This is a genomic window from Candidatus Symbiopectobacterium sp. NZEC151, from assembly GCF_025962655.1.
In the GTDB taxonomy this organism is placed as follows: domain Bacteria; phylum Pseudomonadota; class Gammaproteobacteria; order Enterobacterales; family Enterobacteriaceae; genus Symbiopectobacterium.
In genome coordinates this window covers 285,546-304,376 of the sequence record NZ_JAGFPE010000005.1, presented here as the reverse complement: position 1 = coordinate 304,376, position 18,831 = coordinate 285,546, and the positions used below count along the sequence as shown (strand labels likewise).

Annotated in this window: 19 protein-coding genes; 9 read left to right on the top strand and 10 right to left on the bottom strand. The window is 54.0% G+C overall.

What is annotated here, in order from left to right; all coding sequences use genetic code 11:
* Positions 1–76: 76 nt before the first annotated feature.
* Positions 77–283, bottom strand: a complete 207-nt coding sequence (locus J5067_RS16740) for a DUF1107 domain-containing protein (protein ID WP_264644693.1) — start codon at positions 281–283, stop codon at positions 77–79.
* A 312-nt stretch (positions 284–595) separates the two neighbouring features.
* Here J5067_RS16740 and J5067_RS16735 point away from each other — a divergent pair, with 312 nt between their 5' ends.
* Positions 596–1,177: a YtfJ family protein gene (locus J5067_RS16735; RefSeq protein WP_264651589.1), complete on the top strand. Its 582-nt coding sequence runs from the start codon at positions 596–598 to the stop codon at positions 1,175–1,177.
* 67 nt (positions 1,178–1,244) lie between these two features.
* Here the strand turns inward: J5067_RS16735 and cysQ are convergent, their stop codons facing one another.
* Entirely contained in the window at positions 1,245–1,985 is a 741-nt protein-coding gene (gene cysQ, locus J5067_RS16730) for a 3'(2'),5'-bisphosphate nucleotidase CysQ (RefSeq protein ID WP_264651588.1), read from the bottom strand.
* Between the two features lie 185 nt (positions 1,986–2,170).
* Here cysQ and J5067_RS16725 point away from each other — a divergent pair, with 185 nt between their 5' ends.
* From J5067_RS16725 to ytfE, 3 genes are all read left to right on the top strand, one after another.
* Entirely contained in the window at positions 2,171–4,120 is a 1,950-nt protein-coding gene (locus tag J5067_RS16725; protein WP_264644690.1) for a bifunctional 2',3'-cyclic-nucleotide 2'-phosphodiesterase/3'-nucleotidase, read from the top strand.
* Positions 4,121–4,439: 319 nt separating this feature from the next.
* A complete protein-coding gene (locus J5067_RS16720; RefSeq protein WP_264644689.1) occupies positions 4,440–5,150 on the top strand; it encodes a hypothetical protein in 711 nt (236 codons plus the stop codon).
* Between the two features lie 91 nt (positions 5,151–5,241).
* A complete protein-coding gene (gene ytfE, locus J5067_RS16715; protein WP_264644688.1) occupies positions 5,242–5,907 on the top strand; it encodes an iron-sulfur cluster repair protein YtfE in 666 nt (221 codons plus the stop codon).
* Between the two features lie 216 nt (positions 5,908–6,123).
* On the opposite strand, the gene fklB is transcribed toward ytfE, so the two are convergent.
* Entirely contained in the window at positions 6,124–6,744 is a 621-nt protein-coding gene (fklB, locus tag J5067_RS16710; protein ID WP_264644687.1) for an FKBP-type peptidyl-prolyl cis-trans isomerase, read from the bottom strand.
* Positions 6,745–7,066: 322 nt separating this feature from the next.
* Between fklB and J5067_RS16705 the strand changes: the two genes are divergently transcribed.
* A complete protein-coding gene (locus J5067_RS16705) occupies positions 7,067–7,732 on the top strand; it encodes a LysM-like peptidoglycan-binding domain-containing protein (protein ID WP_264651587.1) in 666 nt (221 codons plus the stop codon).
* Positions 7,733–7,738: 6 nt separating this feature from the next.
* Here the strand turns inward: J5067_RS16705 and J5067_RS16700 are convergent, their stop codons facing one another.
* From J5067_RS16700 to rpsF, 5 genes are all read right to left on the bottom strand, one after another.
* Positions 7,739–8,116 (bottom strand): DUF488 domain-containing protein, encoded by a 378-nt coding sequence (locus J5067_RS16700; protein ID WP_264644685.1) that lies wholly within the window; start codon positions 8,114–8,116, stop codon positions 7,739–7,741.
* A 146-nt stretch (positions 8,117–8,262) separates the two neighbouring features.
* Positions 8,263–8,712 (bottom strand): 50S ribosomal protein L9, encoded by a 450-nt coding sequence (gene rplI, locus J5067_RS16695; protein WP_264644684.1) that lies wholly within the window; start codon positions 8,710–8,712, stop codon positions 8,263–8,265.
* 41 nt (positions 8,713–8,753) lie between these two features.
* Positions 8,754–8,981: a 30S ribosomal protein S18 gene (rpsR, locus tag J5067_RS16690; protein ID WP_000135199.1), complete on the bottom strand. Its 228-nt coding sequence runs from the start codon at positions 8,979–8,981 to the stop codon at positions 8,754–8,756.
* Between the two features lie 4 nt (positions 8,982–8,985).
* Positions 8,986–9,306 (bottom strand): primosomal replication protein N, encoded by a 321-nt coding sequence (gene priB, locus J5067_RS16685; protein WP_264651586.1) that lies wholly within the window; start codon positions 9,304–9,306, stop codon positions 8,986–8,988.
* Between the two features lie 5 nt (positions 9,307–9,311).
* A complete protein-coding gene (rpsF, locus tag J5067_RS16680) occupies positions 9,312–9,704 on the bottom strand; it encodes a 30S ribosomal protein S6 (protein WP_195312177.1) in 393 nt (130 codons plus the stop codon).
* A 380-nt stretch (positions 9,705–10,084) separates the two neighbouring features.
* Here rpsF and J5067_RS16675 point away from each other — a divergent pair, with 380 nt between their 5' ends.
* Positions 10,085–11,545 carry a glycoside hydrolase family 32 protein gene (locus J5067_RS16675; protein WP_264644778.1) on the top strand — a complete coding sequence of 487 codons (1,461 nt, stop codon included), beginning with the start codon at positions 10,085–10,087 and terminating at the stop codon, positions 11,543–11,545.
* Between the two features lie 13 nt (positions 11,546–11,558).
* Here the strand turns inward: J5067_RS16675 and yjfP are convergent, their stop codons facing one another.
* On the bottom strand, positions 11,559–12,338 hold the full coding sequence (yjfP, locus tag J5067_RS16670) for an esterase (RefSeq protein ID WP_264644683.1): 780 nt from the start codon (positions 12,336–12,338) through the stop codon (positions 11,559–11,561).
* 265 nt (positions 12,339–12,603) lie between these two features.
* Here yjfP and J5067_RS16665 point away from each other — a divergent pair, with 265 nt between their 5' ends.
* Complete coding sequence (locus J5067_RS16665) at positions 12,604–14,580, top strand: methyl-accepting chemotaxis protein (RefSeq protein WP_264644682.1); 1,977 nt, start codon at positions 12,604–12,606, stop codon at positions 14,578–14,580.
* A gap of 55 nt (positions 14,581–14,635) precedes the next feature.
* On the opposite strand, the gene J5067_RS16660 is transcribed toward J5067_RS16665, so the two are convergent.
* Positions 14,636–17,767: a putative adhesin gene (locus J5067_RS16660; protein ID WP_264644681.1), complete on the bottom strand. Its 3,132-nt coding sequence runs from the start codon at positions 17,765–17,767 to the stop codon at positions 14,636–14,638.
* 265 nt (positions 17,768–18,032) lie between these two features.
* Between J5067_RS16660 and J5067_RS16655 the strand changes: the two genes are divergently transcribed.
* Both J5067_RS16655 and bsmA read left to right on the top strand, forming a co-directional pair.
* On the top strand, positions 18,033–18,416 hold the full coding sequence (locus J5067_RS16655; RefSeq protein WP_264644777.1) for a YgiW/YdeI family stress tolerance OB fold protein: 384 nt from the start codon (positions 18,033–18,035) through the stop codon (positions 18,414–18,416).
* Between the two features lie 99 nt (positions 18,417–18,515).
* Positions 18,516–18,824, top strand: a complete 309-nt coding sequence (gene bsmA / locus J5067_RS16650; RefSeq protein ID WP_264644680.1) for a biofilm peroxide resistance protein BsmA — start codon at positions 18,516–18,518, stop codon at positions 18,822–18,824.
* The last annotated feature ends 7 nt before the right edge of the window (positions 18,825–18,831 follow it).

Below are 18,831 nucleotides of genomic sequence, written 5' to 3'. Positions count from 1 at the left end.
TCGATCTGCGCCAGCCCGAACCGCTGGCCCATTGCTGCTGCCCATCACTGGCGGCAGCAGCGTTCCTCTTGAACCGTTAGCCCATGTCGGCTTGCAGTCGTATCACCTGACGGTTCACCTCAGACATCACCAGCAAATGCTGTTTGTCTTGGGTTTTCGGCAGTAATATTTTGCCGTAATCAAACTCGAAAGCACCGATGCCTCTGATATACAACCGGCCACGAAACAGCGTTTTCACGTACTTCGCGACTTTTAACGGGTTGTAACGTTCGAAGATCCGCATTGTATCTCTCCTCCCGTTTTCATTTTTCTCTTGTCCCCAAACCGGGGTATAAAATAACGCGTTAATAGAACGCCTAACTATTAGTGTCGCCAGATGGCATTTAGTTCCACACAAAAAAACAGCATAATTCACGGGGTTTTCAGACTGTTATAAGATAGTTCCGTTATCGATCAGCATAGTTTTATTTTTACCTTTACGTAACAAAAATTGTGAAGCTCGATCACATTTTAGACAGGACAGACCAGATATCCTCCTCTACGCTTAAGCAACGGTTTCGCGTAACCTTCGCCGCTCCCTACCAGAGGACACTTTATGACTGCCTGCCACACCTCGACGCTGCGTCTGCGAATAGCCCTGTTTAGCCTGTGTACCCTGTTGGCGCTGCCCGGCATGGCGCACAACCTTACGCTCAACAACACTCTGCCCCCGACCGGCGTTGCCGATAAAGGGGAGCTGATGTATCAAAACCAGCAGTTTAGCTACCAGAACTGGAACAGCGCACAGCTCGCGGGAAAGGTGCGCGTCATCCAGCACATTGCCGGTAGAACATCGGCCAAAGAGATGAACGATCCGCTGATAAGTGCCATCAAGGCCGCTAATCTAGCGCGTGAATATTACCAAACGACGACAATCGTCAATACCGACGACGCCATTATCGGTACCAGCCCGTTTGTGCGCAGCAGCCTTGAAGAGAGTAAAAAAACCTTTCCCTGGTCGCAGTTTATCGTCGACAGCAACGGCAATGTTCGCAAAGCCTGGCAGTTGGAACCGAAAAGTTCAGCAATAGTGGTGCTGGATAAGCGCGGGCAGGTGCGCTATGTCAAAGACGGGGCGCTCAGTGCGCAAGACGTGCAGCAGGTGATGGGCCTGCTGCCACAGTTATTGAAAGAGTAATCATCGACAGATAACCGGCGTGGGCGCTCATCACACCACGCCGGTCTCGCTCACACTGCGGCACACATCAAAATAACGACACGCGAAATCCGGGATTAAGAAAGGATTCACGCGGCACGTAATTGAGGGTTTTACCCTGCCAGTCATGCACCTGTGCGCCCGCAGCCGCAGCGACGGCGTGCCCGGCGGCGGTGTCCCATACGTTGGTCGGTCCGAAACGGGGATACAGTTGGGCCTTGCCTTCAGCCACCAGACAAAACTTGAGCGAGGACCCAATCGCGACCGTCTGGTGTTCACCAAGCTGAAGCAAATAATCTTTTAACTCAGCGTCCAGATGAGAACGGCTCACCACCACCAGCGGCGGATGCGCATGATTCACACGGATCAAACGGCGCACGCCGTCCACCTCTTTCCAGGCTTTCCCCCCCGCCGCCGCGTACATCACACCGGTAACCGGCACATAAACCACGCCTAACACCGGCGCGCCGTTTTCAATCAGCGCGATATTCACGGTGAACTCGCCGTTGCGGTTAAGAAACTCTTTGGTGCCATCCAACGGGTCCACCAGCCAGTAGCGCTGCCAGTGCTGGCGCACGTCCCAGGCGGGCGGATCTTCTTCCGACAGCAAGGGAATATCAGCAAACAGCTGCGCCAACCCCTGCTTGATAATATCATGCGCCGCCAAATCCGCTGCGGTCACAGGAGACGCATCTTTTTTATGTGCGACATCGACCGGGCGTTCGCCCTGATACACCTGCATGATGGCGGCACCGGCGTCGCGCGCCAACTGGCAAATTTGTTCCAACATAATGAACCTCGTCTTTCTGGTGCCCGTGGTGTATACCCTACAACGCAGTAGCGGACCTATTGTTTGTCAAAAGAGTGAGGTGCGCCACTGACCTGTCATGATTCTATGCCAATTTACTTCCTTTGGTAGGATACTTTACGAGTATCAAATCCAAGTGCAACGCCAACATGAAGGAGTCAGGCAATATGAAGCACGCGCTCGCGCCAGGTTTAGTGGCCTTGTTCGTTACCACCTCACTGCACGCTGCCACCGTCGATCTGCGTATTTTGGAAACCACCGATCTGCACAGCAATATGATGGATTTCGATTATTACAAAGATACTCCCACCGATAAATTCGGTCTGGTACGCACCGCCAGTTTGATTCACGGTGCGCGTCAGGAGGCCACCAACAGCGTTCTGGTGGATAACGGCGACCTGATCCAGGGCAGCCCGCTGGGCGATTACATGGCGGCCAAGGGGCTGCAACAGGGCGAGGTGCATCCGGTTTATCTCGCCATGAACCGTCTCGACTATGCGGTCGGTAACATCGGCAACCATGAATTCAACTACGGTCTGGATTATCTGCATAAAGCGCTGTCCGGTGCGGCTTTCCCGTATGTAAACGCCAACGTGCTCGACGCGAAAACCGGCAAGCCGCTGTTCACGCCTTATCTGATCAAGGACACGCCGGTAAAAGATCGCGATGGCAAGACCCATACGTTACGCATCGGCTATATCGGTTTTGTACCGCCACAGATCATGGTGTGGGATAAGGCCAACCTGAGCGGCAAAGTCACCGTAGCCGACATTACCGAAACTGCGAAGAAGTGGGTGCCCGAAATGCGGCAGAAAGGGGCGGATATTGTGGTCGTCATTCCCCACTCCGGCCTTTCTGGTGAGCCATACAAGGCCATGGCGGAAAACTCGGTGTACTACCTGAGCCAGATACCGGGCATCAATGCCATTCTGTTCGGCCATGCTCACGCCGTGTTCCCCAGCAAAGATTTTGCCGCCATTCCCGGCAGTGATATCGCGCAGGGCACCTTGAACGGTGTTCCCGCCGTGATGCCCGGCCAATGGGGCGATCATCTGGGCATTGTCGATTTGGTGGTTAACAATGACAGCGGCCAATGGCAGGTGACGCAGGGGAAAGCGCAAGCGCGCCCCATTTTCGACAAGGCACAAAAACAATCGCGTGCCGACGCGGATAAAGAATTGGTCAACGTGCTGTCCGATGCGCATCAGCAAACGCGCACCTTTGTCGGCAAACCCATCGGTAAAGCCGCTGACAACATGTACAGCTATCTGTCACTGGTGCAGGATGACCCCACCGTGCAGATCGTCAATAACGCGCAGCGCGCCTATGTGCAGCACTTTATTCAAGGCGACCCCGATCTGGCGGATATCCCGGTGCTTTCCGCCGCTGCACCGTTTAAAGCGGGCGGCAGAAAGAACGATCCTAACAGCTATGTGGAAGTGGAAAAGGGTGAGCTGACGTTCCGTAACGCCGCCGATCTCTATCTCTACCCCAACACGCTGGTGGTGGTGAAAGTGAACGGACAGCAGGTGAAAGAGTGGCTGGAGTGCTCGGCGGGCCAATTCAATCAAATCGATGTACACAGCAAGGCACCGCAATCCCTGATCAACTGGGACGGTTTCCGCACCTATAACTTTGATGTGATTGACGGTGTCAGCTACCAGATCGATGTGACGCAGCCTGCCCGTTACGACGGAGAGTGTGCGCCGCGGAACCCCAACGCCGAGCGGATCGTTAATCTGACCTATCAGGGCAAACCTATCGATCCCAAGATGACGTTCCTGATTGCCACCAATAACTACCGCGCCTACGGCGAGAAATTTGCCGGAACCGGAGAAAAGTACGTGGCCTTCGCGTCGCCGGATGAAAACCGTTCCGTATTGGCTGCCTATATCAGCGCGGAAACGCAAAAACAGGGCGAGGTGAAACCTCAAGCGGACAACAACTGGCGTTTGGCGCCGATCAACAGTGACACGCCGCTGGATATCCGCGTGGAAACCGCGCCATCAGCGAAGGCAGCCGCCTTTATCAAAGAGAAAGCGCAATACCCGATGACATCCCTCGGTCATGATGACGTGGGCTTTGCGTTATACCGCCTCGACCTGCAAAAACAGTAATCGGCTACAGAACGCCGCTCAATGCGGCGTTCTCAACCTGCTGACAACGTCACTCTACCCACAGCATCCTCCGCACAGGCGGAGGAGCTCCCACAGAAAGAAAGCATTACCTCTCATCCTTGCTTAATTGGAGCAGCCTTCTCTCCTATCATGTTGATGCGATCGACGGCGTCAACGATCGGATTGATGTAGCAGAGTTCGCCCATTACCACGTGGAGTACGGCGCAGTAGCCCAGCAATCTGTTTATGGATGATTAACTAACTACCCTCCTGTCAAAATGTACACATGTTTACATCAGGTGATTACCATTGATTTACGATGCCGATTACGCCATTCCCCCCCCTCCAGCTAATGAACGTGCCATCTGGAACGCGATCATCGCTTCCCAAAGAACCACTTACGCCGTCTTTTTTGCAAAACTTAGCCTCCATTGTGCATGATTCGGACGTTAATCTGCTTAGCACTGATAAGTCGGACGATCGCTATGTCCGCTGGGGCCATGATTTTCGTGACTTAAAAACCAACCCAAACGAACGCCATATTTATTGGTTCGACGATACGTATAAAGGTACCAAACGGTTAAACATCCTCGGCCATGGGCGCATTAACGACAACGGCAAGGGAGAAATGAGTCTGTTACTAGAGGGAAAACCGGATAGGGTTGATGGTGCAGACCTAAAGTACATGTATGACTATCATTACCGAGCAGAAACGCTGGCGTTTTATCAGCACATCAGAGTCATTTCTTGTTACTCAGCAGATGGTTCGAACCCTTTGGGCCAACAAATTGCCAATGCTTTCAAACGGGAGACAAAAGCGTTTTCTGGTTATGTCGACTCGTTAAGTCCAGAATCGATTAAAGAAAAAAAGTTTGACCGCGCGTTCAAAAGCGAAGGCAATACCCCTATTGATCTGAACCGCTTGCTCACCAATACGGGCAGGAGTTTTGTGCGGAAAACGCTACCCAAGGAACCGGAAAAGCGACAGCTCTGGTCTGGGTATCACCCGGTTAAATTTAAACCTCAGTAACCCCCCTCACCGTACCTCTTTTTAGTTATATCCATCGCCATAAGATGCATTTAAAATACATCTTAATGTTTTCACCGCTGAGGGCCTTATCATGCATTACCGCGATCGTACGCTGGGGGAATTGGCTATTGCCATTCCTCGCGCTACTGTACTTTTCCGTGAATTTAATCTCGATTTTTGCTGCGGCGGCAAGCAAACGCTGCTGCGTGCCGCCAACAAGCTGGAGCTGGACATTGAGGCACTGGAAGCGCGCCTGAGCGCTCTGGCGGAGCAACCTTCAACAGAAACCCACTGGCCTTCAGCACCGCTGGGCGACATCATTCCCCACATCATCCAGCGTTATCACGATCGTCACCGCGAGCAGTTACCGGAATTGATCCTGATGGCTGAAAAAGTGGAGCGCGTTCACCATGAAAAATCGGCGTGCCCGCGCGGACTGTCCGCGCAGTTAACCTTGATCCTTGACGATCTGTCGCAGCACATGATGAAAGAAGAGCGCATTCTGTTCCCGATGATTCAGGCGGGTATGGGCGCACAAGCCTCTGGCCCAATCTCGGTGATGGAACATGAGCATGATGACGCGGGACAACAGTTGGAAGTGGTGAAAAACCTGACCAACAACGTGACTCCGCCGGAAAACGCCTGCAACACCTGGCGCGCGCTGTACGCCGGTATCAACGTGTTTATCAGCGACCTGATGGAACATATCCATCTGGAGAACAACATCCTGTTCCCCCGGGCGCTGCGCGGCGAATAACGCAGAATCGCGGTATTACACTGTGCGGTCGGGTAATAGGCTGCACAGCGTTCCCTGCGTCATTGTCTTTGTTGCCAGCGTTACACTCTCCGGCGTTGATCAACGCCGGGTGAAGCCGTCGGCGATATCATGTCGCACCTGGCAGTGAATCCGCCCGTTTGAACTGTCTTGATCAGCATTTGCAGGGAGCATCATTCAATGCCCCCTGCGCCTGCATTAGAGGATTTCCAGCAGCTCGACTTCGAAAATCAGCGCGCTGAACGGCGGAATGGATGCACCAGCACCACGTTCGCCATAGGCCAGATCGTGCGGAATATAGAGTTCCCATTTGGAACCGACCGGCATCAGCGTCAGCGCTTCAATCCAGCCAGGAATAACACCGCTTACTGGAAACTCTGCCGGCTGCCCGCGCTGCACGGAGCTGTCGAACACGCTGCCATCGATCAGGCGGCCGGTGTAGTGCACACGCACGCGATCTTGTCGTGCAGGGATCGCCCCTTCACCCTGAGTCAGCACGCGGAATTGCAAACCAGACTCCGTCTGGTTGACGCCGTCTTTACCGGCATTGTCAGCCAGGAAATGTTGTCCTTCAACGGCCAACGCTTGCTGGCGCTCACGGCGCACCGCATCAGCACGTTCATGAATTTCACGCAGCGCACGATGTACAACATCCACAGGCACGGCGGGCGCATTGCCTGCCAGTGCATCACGCAGACCGGCCACCAACGCTTCAGGGATTAGCCCTTCCAGGCCAGATTCTTGCAACTGTTGGCCAACCTGCAAACCAATACCGTAACTGGCCTGCGCCTCAACGCTCTCGTAAGAAGGGGTGCTCATGGATGTTCCTCATTGTGTAAAAAAATGAAAACGCAGCATAACAGCGCTGGACGGCAGGGTAAAATCTTCTGTGCGATCGTTATCTTGTCCGCGGCGCGCGGCTAGCGCGAAAGTCGGCGCACAGCGAAGAAAACCGGCTCTGCCAGTATGAAAGGCGAGCGAATACCACGCCCTATTCTATACTAAGGGTTCCACTTTCTCTCAAATTTGTTACCTTAAGCATCAACACGTTAGCGATTATGACTCTTGTATTACTTTCGTTGGCGCGTTACCTATATACTGGGCAGCTTTACAGGTTGCTATCGTTGCAAGAGAGGTCACCATGGGCAGAATCGCGCCCAGGAAACGAGTAGCCCCCGCAAGGGATTATCAAGCGCTGATTCGCAGCGTTCTACGCGTTCTGCCGCGTTTGCCTTTGGCTCGGGCCGAAAAACAGCGTTATGCGCCCTCTCTCATCCTGTCAGCACAGCGTGAGCGCGTGCGGGATAAATTGAGAAGCCTGTGGCATCACCCAGACAGCTACCACTGGATGGATCCGCTGCCAGCCTTCCACCGCCGTGCGATTCTGATTGCCTTTGCACTGCTGCTGATTGCGCTGCTGTGGCCCTATTCGCCGCCAACATCACGCACTCCGCCATCAGCCACGCCCATCGCACTGAATGAATCGGCGCCGATGCACGCCAACCTCGCTGATAGCACGCCAGCGCCGGTGGAAACAGCCGCACCGGCCTGGCAGACCTATCCGATTGCCGCAGGGCAAACGCTGGCGCAACTGTTCAGGGACAACAACCTGCCCGTCAATGATGTCTTTGCGATGGCTCAGGTGGAAGGAAGGGACAAGCCGCTGAGCAACCTGCGTGCCGGGCAACAGGTCAAGCTGCGGCTCAATGCGCAGGGAATGGTGTCTGAACTGGAGATTGAAACGGCAGATGGCCAACGGGTGCACTTCACGCGCCAATCCGACGGCGTATTTCTCCGCACGCGTTAAGATCCTTCAGGCATTGCATTGCGCGAGCAGAAAATCCCGCAGTACCTGCGCATGATTGCGCTGCGGGTCTTTGCTGGCATAGAGCAATGTGACTTCACCCGAGCAGGCTAACGCCGACGTAATCATCTGCCAACTGCTTTGCTGCGCCAGTTCGGCACGATAGTGCGCAACAAACGCGTCCCACCCGTCTGGCGCTGCGTGGAATGCCTGACGCAGTGCAGTGCTGGGCGCAACCTCTTTAAGCCACTGCGCGCCTTCCAGGCGCTCTTTTCGAACGCCGCGCGGCCAGAGTCTATCCACCAGAAACGCGGGGTGTGCAAAGGGCAATTGCGCATCATAAACTCGCTGTAAATGAATACGCGGCACATCAACGGCTGCGGACATAGCGATAACCTCCCGTCATAAACCGGGTTAGCATACGCCCAAATGCCTTTATTGTGCTTACCCATAATCCATAAAATGCAAAACGCCGACCCGAAGGTCGGCGTTTCACGCATAACGCTCAGCGCCCGAAGGCACAGTGGCATTGCTTATTCAGCAACTACCAGCACGTTCAGCGTAGCGAACACATCGCTGTGAACCTGGAAGCTCACTTCGTGGTCGCCCAGCGTACGCAGTACACCGTTTGGCAGGCGAACTTCGCTTTTTGCGATAGCAACGCCAGCAGCGGTAACAGCATCAGCGATGTCACGCGTACCGATAGAACCGAACAGTTTGCCTTCGTCGCCCGCTTTGGACGCGAGGGTAACGGTACCCAGTTCAGTCAGTTGCGTAGCACGCGCTTGAGCAGCAGCCAGAACGTCAGCCAGTTTGGCTTCCAGTTCTGCGCGACGCGCTTCGAAGAACTCAACGTTTTTCTTGGTTGCCGGCACAGCTTTGCCCTGCGGAACCAGGAAGTTACGAGCATAGCCCGCTTTAACGTTTACCTGATCACCCAGGCTGCCCAGATTTGCTACTTTATCAAGCAGAATAACTTGCATTACCTTATCCTCTCAAAGTCTCGTTAGTGGACTGTGGCCGATTACTGATGACGATCAGTGTACGGCAACAAAGACAGGTAGCGCGCGCGCTTGATAGCACGGGCCAGTTGACGCTGATACTTGGCACGAGTACCGGTGATACGGCTCGGGACAATTTTACCACTTTCAGTGATGTAGTTTTTCAGCGTTGCGATATCTTTATAGTCGATCTCTTGAACGCCTTCCGCGGTGAAACGGCAGAACTTGCGACGACGGAAATAACGTGCCATTTGGCTAGTCTCCAGAATCTATCAATTCAATCTGCTCGGCATGTAACACCAGTTTGTTCAGCCCATTGCGACCTTGATGGCTGCAAATAAAGCCTCGAACCCTGATGTGCATACCGACCGTTATACTGTGGGTAATTGCTTGCGACTCACGTCCGCTGACAATCACGGGCATACGACACCACGCTTGCCGACGGAGTCCGGCTTCCTCCTGTACCGAGCGGTGCTCAAGCACAAACTGGCAGTGAGGAATGCCCGACGGGCTGACCTTTCGTACCGGTGCCTTGCATATCATGCCAGACAGTTCCAGACGATTAGCGGTCGCCACGGCAATTACTCTTCAGAATCCCCAGCTTCAGCATCATCACCGGCTTCAGCGTATTCATCACGACGCTCACGGCGTTCGTCTTTCGCTTTCACCATTGGAGACGCTTCAGTTACAGCGTGTTTGGTACGCATAACCATGCTGCGGATAACGGCATCGTTGAAGCGGAAGTTAGTTTCCAGCTCATCGATCACTTCCTGCGGTGCTTCAACGTTCAGCAGAACGTAGTGAGCCTTGTGCAGTTTGTTGATCGGGTAAGCCAGCTGACGGCGGCCCCAGTCTTCCAGACGGTGGATCTTGCCTTCTGCACCAGTGATAGCACCAGTGTAGCGCTCGATCATGCCCGGAACCTGTTCGCTTTGGTCAGGATGGACCATAAATACGATTTCGTAATGACGCATCGAATAGCTCCTTACGGATTTTTCAGCCTCCTGTCAGGGTCAGCCGCGGCCCATGGAAGCAAGGAACGTGTGTGTATGCGGCTGAAAAAATGACGCGTCAGTATACTTATCCCTGTTAATAAGCGCAAGACGTTCTCTCGCCGTTTCGTCATGGCTTCTGCGCCGCTTTTAGGAAACCAAACTTACAAAAATCAATACAAATCACGTATTATTAACGAGTTAGCGCCAGTAATCGTGATATATCTCCCAGTTACCCGATACGACCGTTTGCCAGCCTCAGTGTTAACGTCAACAATTTTTATCATCCAATCCGGGCGGCTCTCTCCAGTGGAACCGTTGTTCAGCAACGATGACAGGTGCATGCCATGATAAAAAACCAAATGCTTCACGATGACAGCAAGGCTCAGCGCCTGCTGGAAAAGCAGCGAAAAGCGCGTTTTTACCCGGCTTTCCATCTCGCCCCACCCACGGGCTGGATGAACGATCCGAACGGGCTGGCGTACTGTGATGGTCTCTATCATGTGTTTTATCAACACCATCCTTATGATGAACACGGGGGCCCAATGCATTGGGGGCACATGACCAGCCACGATTTGGTGTACTGGCAGCATCAACCCATTGCGCTGGCACCTGGCGATGCGTTCGATAGGGACGGGTGTTTTTCAGGCTGCGCCGTGAATGACAATGGCCTTCTTACGCTCATCTATACCGGCCACGTATGGTTACAGGGTGTCGGCAATGACGGCGCGATCCGCCAGGTACAATGCATTGCCACCAGCGAAGATGGCCTCCATTTCACCAAACACGGCGTGATTGCCACCCCGCCCGACGGAATCATGCATTTCCGCGATCCCAAGGTCTGGAAGCAGCATGGCCGCTGGTTTATGGTGGTCGGCGCACGTGATGCCAATGATGTTGGTCAGGTCTTGCTCTACAGCGGCACCTCGCTATTCCAATGGCGTCTGGAAGGGGTGTTGGCTAAAGCCGATCGCTGGTTGGGCTATATGTGGGAATGCCCGGATTTCTTCCCGCTGGGCGACAAATACCTGCTGATGTTTTCACCACAGGGCATGACGCCTGAAGGCTATCGCTACCGTAATCGCTTTCAGAGCGGCTATCTTCTAGGGCGCTGGCAACCGGACCATCCCTTTACGCTTGAGCAGCATTTTCAGGAATTGGATGCCGGGCACGATTTCTATGCGCCACAATCTTTCGTGGCTGCCGATGGACGCCGCTTGCTGTTCGGCTGGATGGATATGTGGGAGTCCGATAGGCCAACCCAGGCCGACGGTTGGGCCGGATGCCTCACGTTACCACGTGAACTGACGCTGGATGCGCAAGGGCGCGTCAGAATGGTGCCGGTGCGGGAACTGGAAGCACTGCGCCGAGAAGCACACTCACTGCCCGCCTTCTCCCTGAATAACCAGCGGCGCAGGCTGGGGATCAGCGCACTTCAGGCAGAAATTCACCTGACGTGGGACATTAAAAAAAGCCAGGCGGAGCGCTTCGGCATCGAGATTGCCATTAGCGACGATCGGCGCTACATCACCCGGTTTTATGTCGATACCCAGTCTCGTCGTTTGGTGTTGGATCGCAGTCAATCGGGGCTGGGCGTCGGCGGCTATCGCAGTGTGGCACTGCCCGACGGTGACACGCTTGATCTGCGGATTTTTATCGACCGCTCCTCGGTGGAAGTCTTTGTCAATCAAGGGGAAACCTGTCTCACCAGCCGCATTTATCCGCCAACAGAAGGGCGCGGTATCGCGCTTTATGCCGAAAATGGAGAGGCGTACTGCCTGGCCTTCAACCACTGGCAGATGGCATCCATCTACCCTGAATAATAACCAAACTGCATCAATGGGATACGTCAGGCAGCGGCACGGAGGCAAAATGCCGGGTAAAGAAGCGGCTGCCCGCCGTCAGCGCCACCGGAGTGATACGGTGCCCCACGTCACGTTCAGTCAGGTAGGTGACGTTATGATGCTGATTATCCGCTTTCAGTGCCTCATACAAGCGCGCGCTATCGGCGGCGGGCACCACATCATCCGCATCGCCATGCCACAGCAATAACGGGCGATTTGCCAACGCAGACAGCCGATCGGTGACATCATAATTGACCAGCGTTTGCGCCAACTGGCGCAACAGATCGTCAGACCCCGGACTCCCAACGGGAACCGGAGGGAAAAGCGAGCGCGACAGCGCAGAAAAATACCCGGACCCCATAAACGCCGCGACGGCTGAAATCCACGGATAGCGTGCCATGCTGGCCAACGCGGTCATGCCACCGAGCGATGCGCCCGCGACGCCGATTTTCTCATCCGCAATCCATCCGCGTTGGCGCGCGGCATCCACCAACCCCGGCAATTCCTGCACGTTAAACTGCAGAATATCCCAGAAATGGCGTAAACGGCGGGCCTCATCGCCATCATAACGCGCACCGTGCATCGCCGCGTCAGGCAAAATAACACGAAACCCCACTTGTGCTAACGCATAGCCAAAATAGGCGTATACTTCCTTGGACGAGGTATAGCCATGAAAAAAGAATATCGTCGGTAACGGATACTCCTGCTTACCGCTAGGGGTTGCATGCAAGACATTAATCCCGTTCAGCGTATCTGGCGAAATTTCTACCATGTGGGTTCTCTCTCTTTTTTCTTTCCGCACATCGTTAAGCATAAACTCGGGTTGCCTAACACCCTATCACCAAAAATAAATTTTTTTTAAATACAAATTCGCAATGATTTATAACCAAGACTGCAATGTAAAGTTACACAAATCAGATGAATTATTTACTTACTCTGCCGTTACTGGCGTTAACTGCTGGCGCTTGGCGGTCCGGCGGTTGACAACATCATGGGTCATTTTCCAGCACGGATTGCACTAATAAAAGAGACATAGCATGCTGCAATTTTCTTCTTTTCGACACTGGGGTTTAGGCATCAAGCTCTCAGCGATCGCCTCGCTGAGTGTGGCCGTGCTGTTTTTGGTTTTCACACTGTCACTGACGCGTTCTGCGGGCGATCAGTTAAAAGCGCTGACGCTGCACGATATGCAAAGCCAGGTGACCGGTGTAACAGACATGATCACTATGTACGATGCCGGGTTACAAGCGGAAGTGGGCAACTACAGTACGCTGTTCGCCAGCTTCCTCCCTACCCAATACAGCATTGATACCACACAACGGGTGCCGTTCGGCGAGGGTTCACAGCCCACGCTGAAAGCGGGTGACACACAGTTGAACGCGAATACTGCCATCGTGGATGATTTTCTCAGCCGCACCGGCGCCATTTCAACGCTGTTTGTGCGTGATGGTGATGACTTTGTGCGCACCACAACCTCATTGAAAAAAGAGGATGGCACCCGCGCCATCGGCACCCGACTCGACAGAGAAAGTGCCGCCTACGCCAGCATTATGAAGGGTGGAACCTATAGCGGACTGGCTCCGCTGTTCGGCAAGCAGTACATCACCCAATACACCCCTATCAAGGATACGTCAGGCCAGATTATCGGTATCCAGTTTGTCGGCATCGATATCACCCGTGAATTCACGCTGATGCAGCAACGCATTTTGGAAAAGCGCATCGGTGAAGATGGCCATTTCTTCGTGATTAATGCGAAAAAAGGCAACGAACTTGGTAATTACCTCTACCACGCAACGCGCGCTAACCAGCGTCCTGATTGGTCTGAAGGCACACTGAACCGCATTCTGGGCGCCCATGACGGTACGCTGGAGTACCGAGATAACAGCGTGTCGCCGAACGAACAGGAACAAGTGATGGTGTTTCAGGCAGTGCCGCAGTGGGGATGGGTGATCGTCGGTACGCTGAGCAAAAGCAGCCTGCTGGCTAACATCACTCACACGCGCAATCTGTTTCTGGCAGGCGGTGCCTTATTGACGCTGATATTCGCCGTGTTCTTTATGTTACTGACGCGCCAATGGCTCAGCCGACCGCTGGAAGACGTGGTGAAAGTGGCGGAACAGTTCTCTGCCGGGAACCTGCAAGCCACGCTGACCACGCAACGCAATGATGAAGTGGGCCGCTTGATCGGTGCCATTAACGGCATCGGACAAGGACTGACGCGCATCGTCGCACAGGTGCGTGCCTCCGCAGAAGAGATCAGCGCCAGTACCGATGCGCTGGCGCAGGATAGTGAAAACATCAGCGAGCAGATCAGCCGCCAGGCCAGCAGCGTGGAGGAAACCTCTGCCAGCATGGAGCAAATTTCAGCGACGGTGAGGCAGAATGCGGACAACGTTTCCAGCGTGCGCCAGTTGGCGGAAGAGAGCGCAAACGCCGCACAGCACGGCAGCGAGCGCGTGAGCGACAGCGTCTCGACCATGAGCGACATCAAGGATTCATCGCAACGCATTTCCGACATCACCTCGGTGATCGAGTCCATCGCGTTTCAGACCAATATTCTGGCACTGAACGCGGCGGTAGAAGCGGCTCGCGCCGGGGAACACGGTAAAGGTTTCGCCGTGGTTGCCGCCGAAGTGCGCGCACTGGCACAGCGCAGCGCAACCGCGGTCAAGGAAATTGAAACGCTGATTAACGAATCGCTGGAAAAAATTGAAGCGGGCTACCGTATCTCCGCCAAAACCCAGTCGGCGATGGACGATTTGCTGCAACGTATTCATCAGCTCAGCACCATCATCAATGAAATTGACACCGCCTCACGCGAGCAATCAACCGGCATCGAACAGGTCAATATCGCCGTGGTGCAGATTGGTCAGGCGACGCAGAAAAGCACTGAGTTGGTGAGTAATTCGGAATACACCGCACAAGGATTGCGCCAGAAAGGCCATCATCTTACCGAACTGGTTAGCGTGTTTCAGATTAACGAGGCCACCCATTCGCTGACGCAGTTACGCTAACCGCAGGCATCATCCTGGCCTCCGCTGCGTTCAGGCAGCGTGAGGCCGGTGGTGTTTACACGACAGGTAATGTGCTAAACGATAACGCGGCGTCGCCCAGATCGGTATCATTACGCGTGAAGGGCAGACCCGCGTGTTCGCGCGTCAAGGTTGTGCGTGTTACCCTGACCAGGCTCTGCCCCTCAGTCAGGCTCGGCGGTCGCGGATACGTCAACCGGTACGTCGATATCTGTTCCTCAGGCAGTGCAAAATTACAGCGGCAATGGGAGAACACCAGCGTGTTATAGCGCTCTCCTTTCATATTGCGCAGTTGCCCTTCCCGGTCGAGATCAATTACGCGCTGAACGCTTGCCAACAGCGGATCGGTATCAACTTCAAGTTTGATCCCGGTGTTCACGATCAGCACATCGCTTAACGTGGCCTTGTGTTCCGCTGCCAGTCGCCGATTTTTCACCAACGCCTGACCGATCTTCCATTTTGTGTCACCTTCATAATGGAAATGGCGATAATTTTGCAACCCCTCCGAGCGTCCCATGCTGTTCTTTGCCCTGTGAGGCTGATAATCGTCGGCATAGCGCCACTCATCGTGGTGCTGGGGGATAAAATGCGTCTCCTGCTTTTTCCCTCTGACCGTTAAAAATGCCCGGAAACCGGCCTCGTCATTCATAACGGCATCCAGACCGGGATCCTCAAGAAAGGTGCCATGCGGAGAGAGCATCTTCAACGTGATATCCGAGGGAAGCATAATGCTGGGCTGAGTCATATCGCTATCGACGTATCCGCCATGGGCGGAAATCACCAGGGTTTTGCTCCCTTGTTGCCTGGCCCCTTTGGGGTTTCTGGTAAAAAACTGCACATAATGGTTATCCGCCAGAGTGCGATACCCGACGGTGCCAATGTCGCGCGCGTTGCGTATATTGATGGAGGTAAAATCGGGGCTGTTTTTATACAGCCGCTTGCCGCCGTGGCGCCGCTCCCCCCTGATTTTGTTGCCTTTTATTCGGGCAGATGTACGCACCAGCGGTTTACGCTTGCCCGCAAAGGCCATCGCCTGGCGCGCCTGTATTTGTTTGACACTCAAACGACCGACACCGATGACATCGCTCAGGGTGCCGAAAGCCAGAAACCACGCGCCGATCTGGGCTTCGCAGAGCGCATTTTTATACACTACGCCGTTATCAGTACTGGCTGCCTGATGCAGATTGACGGCAATTTCACCGATACCAGAGGAAAGCCCAACGGTCGCCCAAACCGCAGCGCCCGCAGGCCCGGTCACGGCCATCAGCAGTATGCCTGCAATAGTGCCCGTGGTCGCCAACACCCGCTTGTAAAACATCAGCTGCTTATCGCGGCTAAACTCATCAGGGGTATACACCACCGCATCAATGTTCTTGGCTAACTGATCCACCAGCGCCTGATAAAGCTGATGCTGATAATGCGGTCGATATTCCAACTGCAACGCGGGTCGCAGGCAATAGTCAGGCAATGCCATACCCCGGTAAATATCCGGATTACACATCAGCGTGGGTTTTAATTCCCCCGCGGTCAGACGTTGTTCATCAAAGACCGAAAGATGCTTACGGATGAACGCTTCACATTCAGCATCAAACGCATAACGATCGGCGATTTTCACCTCTGAATGGGCTAGAGAAATATACACCACGCGCGAATCAAGCACCGTAGACAGGGCGAGAAGATGCGGGACAACGTTATTCTTCATGGTCACCAGTTGTGGGTTGAGTTTCCCGTCAAGGAAATAGCGAATGGCAGGGGGAATATCCGATGAAGGAAGCGTTTCAAGCGCATGGATCACAATACCAATAGCGCGAAAATCGAGCGTTGCCTCAAACAAGCGCTGAAATTTTACATTGACCTTCAGTTCACTGAGCAACGCGCCAAGTTCAGTGGAAATACGATCTGCAATATTGGGTTTCTCCACACTGACCAGATGTACAAAGTGGTCGATGTTGGGCGGGAAGTAAAATGAGGGATCGCCCATGGCAAGGGCTTCGCGCGCGTGAACGCCCAGATAGATTTCTTTGGTGGTAAACTGCACGGGCAGGTAGAGCCTCTGCCCGTTGAGCATCCGGCGGCCAAGCATCACGTCATGAGATTGATTTAACGCCGGAGGTGGGAAATGCTCCGCCAGTTGCGCATAGTATTTATCATAGATGCCCGTTATCACCGGGTTCAGACCGGCCGCATTTGCCTGCCAGTAAGCGGAGTGCTGAATAGCATGCTGGCGCGACACTGACGCATATTTTTTCATCAATTGTTGCGCTAAGGCAGTCTTGCGGCGCGGTGCAAAATGCGGGGGCGTTTCATCCAGATACTGTTTGACGTAGCGGATATGACTGAATTTCGTCAGCCGCCGCCGGGAGGCGCGTCCCAGCTTTTGATAGCTGAGGCGAAACGGCGTCTCTTTCTCTCCCAACCCCAGCAATAACATATCGAGAACCATCCAGGCGTACGCAGGCTCTCGTGCTTTTATCTCTTGCGGCGGAAAACGCAAAAATTCATCGCTCAATGTCGCAATGATATGGGGCTTATCGGCTGCCGGTAATTTAGCGCGGTCGTACATCTGGCTAAAACGTGAAGCCGGTGAAGGTAGGTTCTCCGTACCGCGCTGGAATCGTGCCCCCTTATCCGGGTGCCATCCTCCCAGGGTCATAAACTGCCGCAAATACGCTGCCAGCGCAGCATGCTCTGTGTCTGATAGCACCTCGAGATGCCGATGCGCATCCGTCCCGTTCTCCACCTTAGCAGGTGCGCTGGCGCGTTCCCTTGCCTCTGGCGCTAGCGGTAAACGGTCCGGCACGCTAACGGCATGTCCAGAGGGCGGCAAATAGGGATAAAACGCAGCCACGCTCTCATTGCCAGGATAAAAACCGTGAGGGATCATCCCCGGTTCATCCTGGTATCGTGAACGGAGCATGCCGATCCCCGCCGTTCCCCCACGCCACGCCATGCCGCCCAGCAGCAATAATCCGCCCAATAGCAGCGTCTTTTTAACGCGCGACGTCGCTTTGTTCCCCCTCTTATTGTCGGGTTTGGGTGCGGTGCAACAGGTTTCAGCGCTGGACATCAGCGTCAGTGGGGAAGCCGAAACCGCACGTAGCTTGTGCCGTAACGGTTTGAGATCGCCATGGACCGTTTTATGTGGGGTTTTACACGCTGACGGTGACATTACAGAACACATCGGGCTGCAAGACGAGCCCGAAACAGGAAGTAACAACGTCATGACAAGATACCTTTCTCAAGTAAACGCCAAAAGAGAGAGTGAAAAAAAGGCGGGATGATAAATCAAATAATAAACAGCATGTTACAGAAAACACCCTTGCTATAAGACACAACAAAACCGGCAACAGACAGGATAAAGCGTTTCATTTCTTGAGAATAAGAGCATAACCGTCCACAATTTACCTCAGGCCATAACCCTTAAGGACATCATGATGAAGAGAACGTTTATCGCCCTGTTATTGGGTGCGGTTTCTGTTGGTGCGATGGCGCAACAAGGGGGATTTGTCGCGCCGAACAGCGCAGGCGCTACCTCGGGAGGATTTAAGGGCCCGGTGCCCGGTTTGACCACCGTAGAACAGGCTAAAACACTCAGGGACGATGCCTGGGTGGTATTGGAAGGTCATCTGGTACGGCAGTTAGGTCATGAACTGTACGAGTTCCGCGACAGCTCTGGCACCGTCCATGTTGATATCGATGACAAGCGCTGGGCAGGGCAAACGGTCACACCCAACGACAAAATCCGCATTGAAGGCGAAGTGGATAAAGACTGGAATAGCGTTGAAATCGACGTTAAATCCGTTCATCTGGTAAAATAACGCGTCACCATAAAGGGGCTTAACGCCCCTGTTCACTCAGGGCACGCCGCGCTACACTGCGCAACATCATGCGCCCTTTTTTATTGTTGCAAGGAACTTATGACTGCGCTCAAGCGGTTAACCGCCCTTTCCCTCACGACGCTACTGTACGCCTGTAGCGCTTTTCAAGGCAAACCCATGCCGCTGCCACCGCCAACACCGCATGCGCAGCTTATCGTCTATGCCCAAACCGGCACCTTAGAGAAAATGGGTTCGATATCGGTTACCGTGCGAGGCAGTACCGACGACGCCGATCGCGCCATTCAACAAAAAGCGGACGCTTACGGCGCACGCTATTACACCATCACGTTGAAGCAAGAGCACGCATTGACCAACATGTGGACATCACGCGCCGTGCTGTACCGCTAAACAAGCG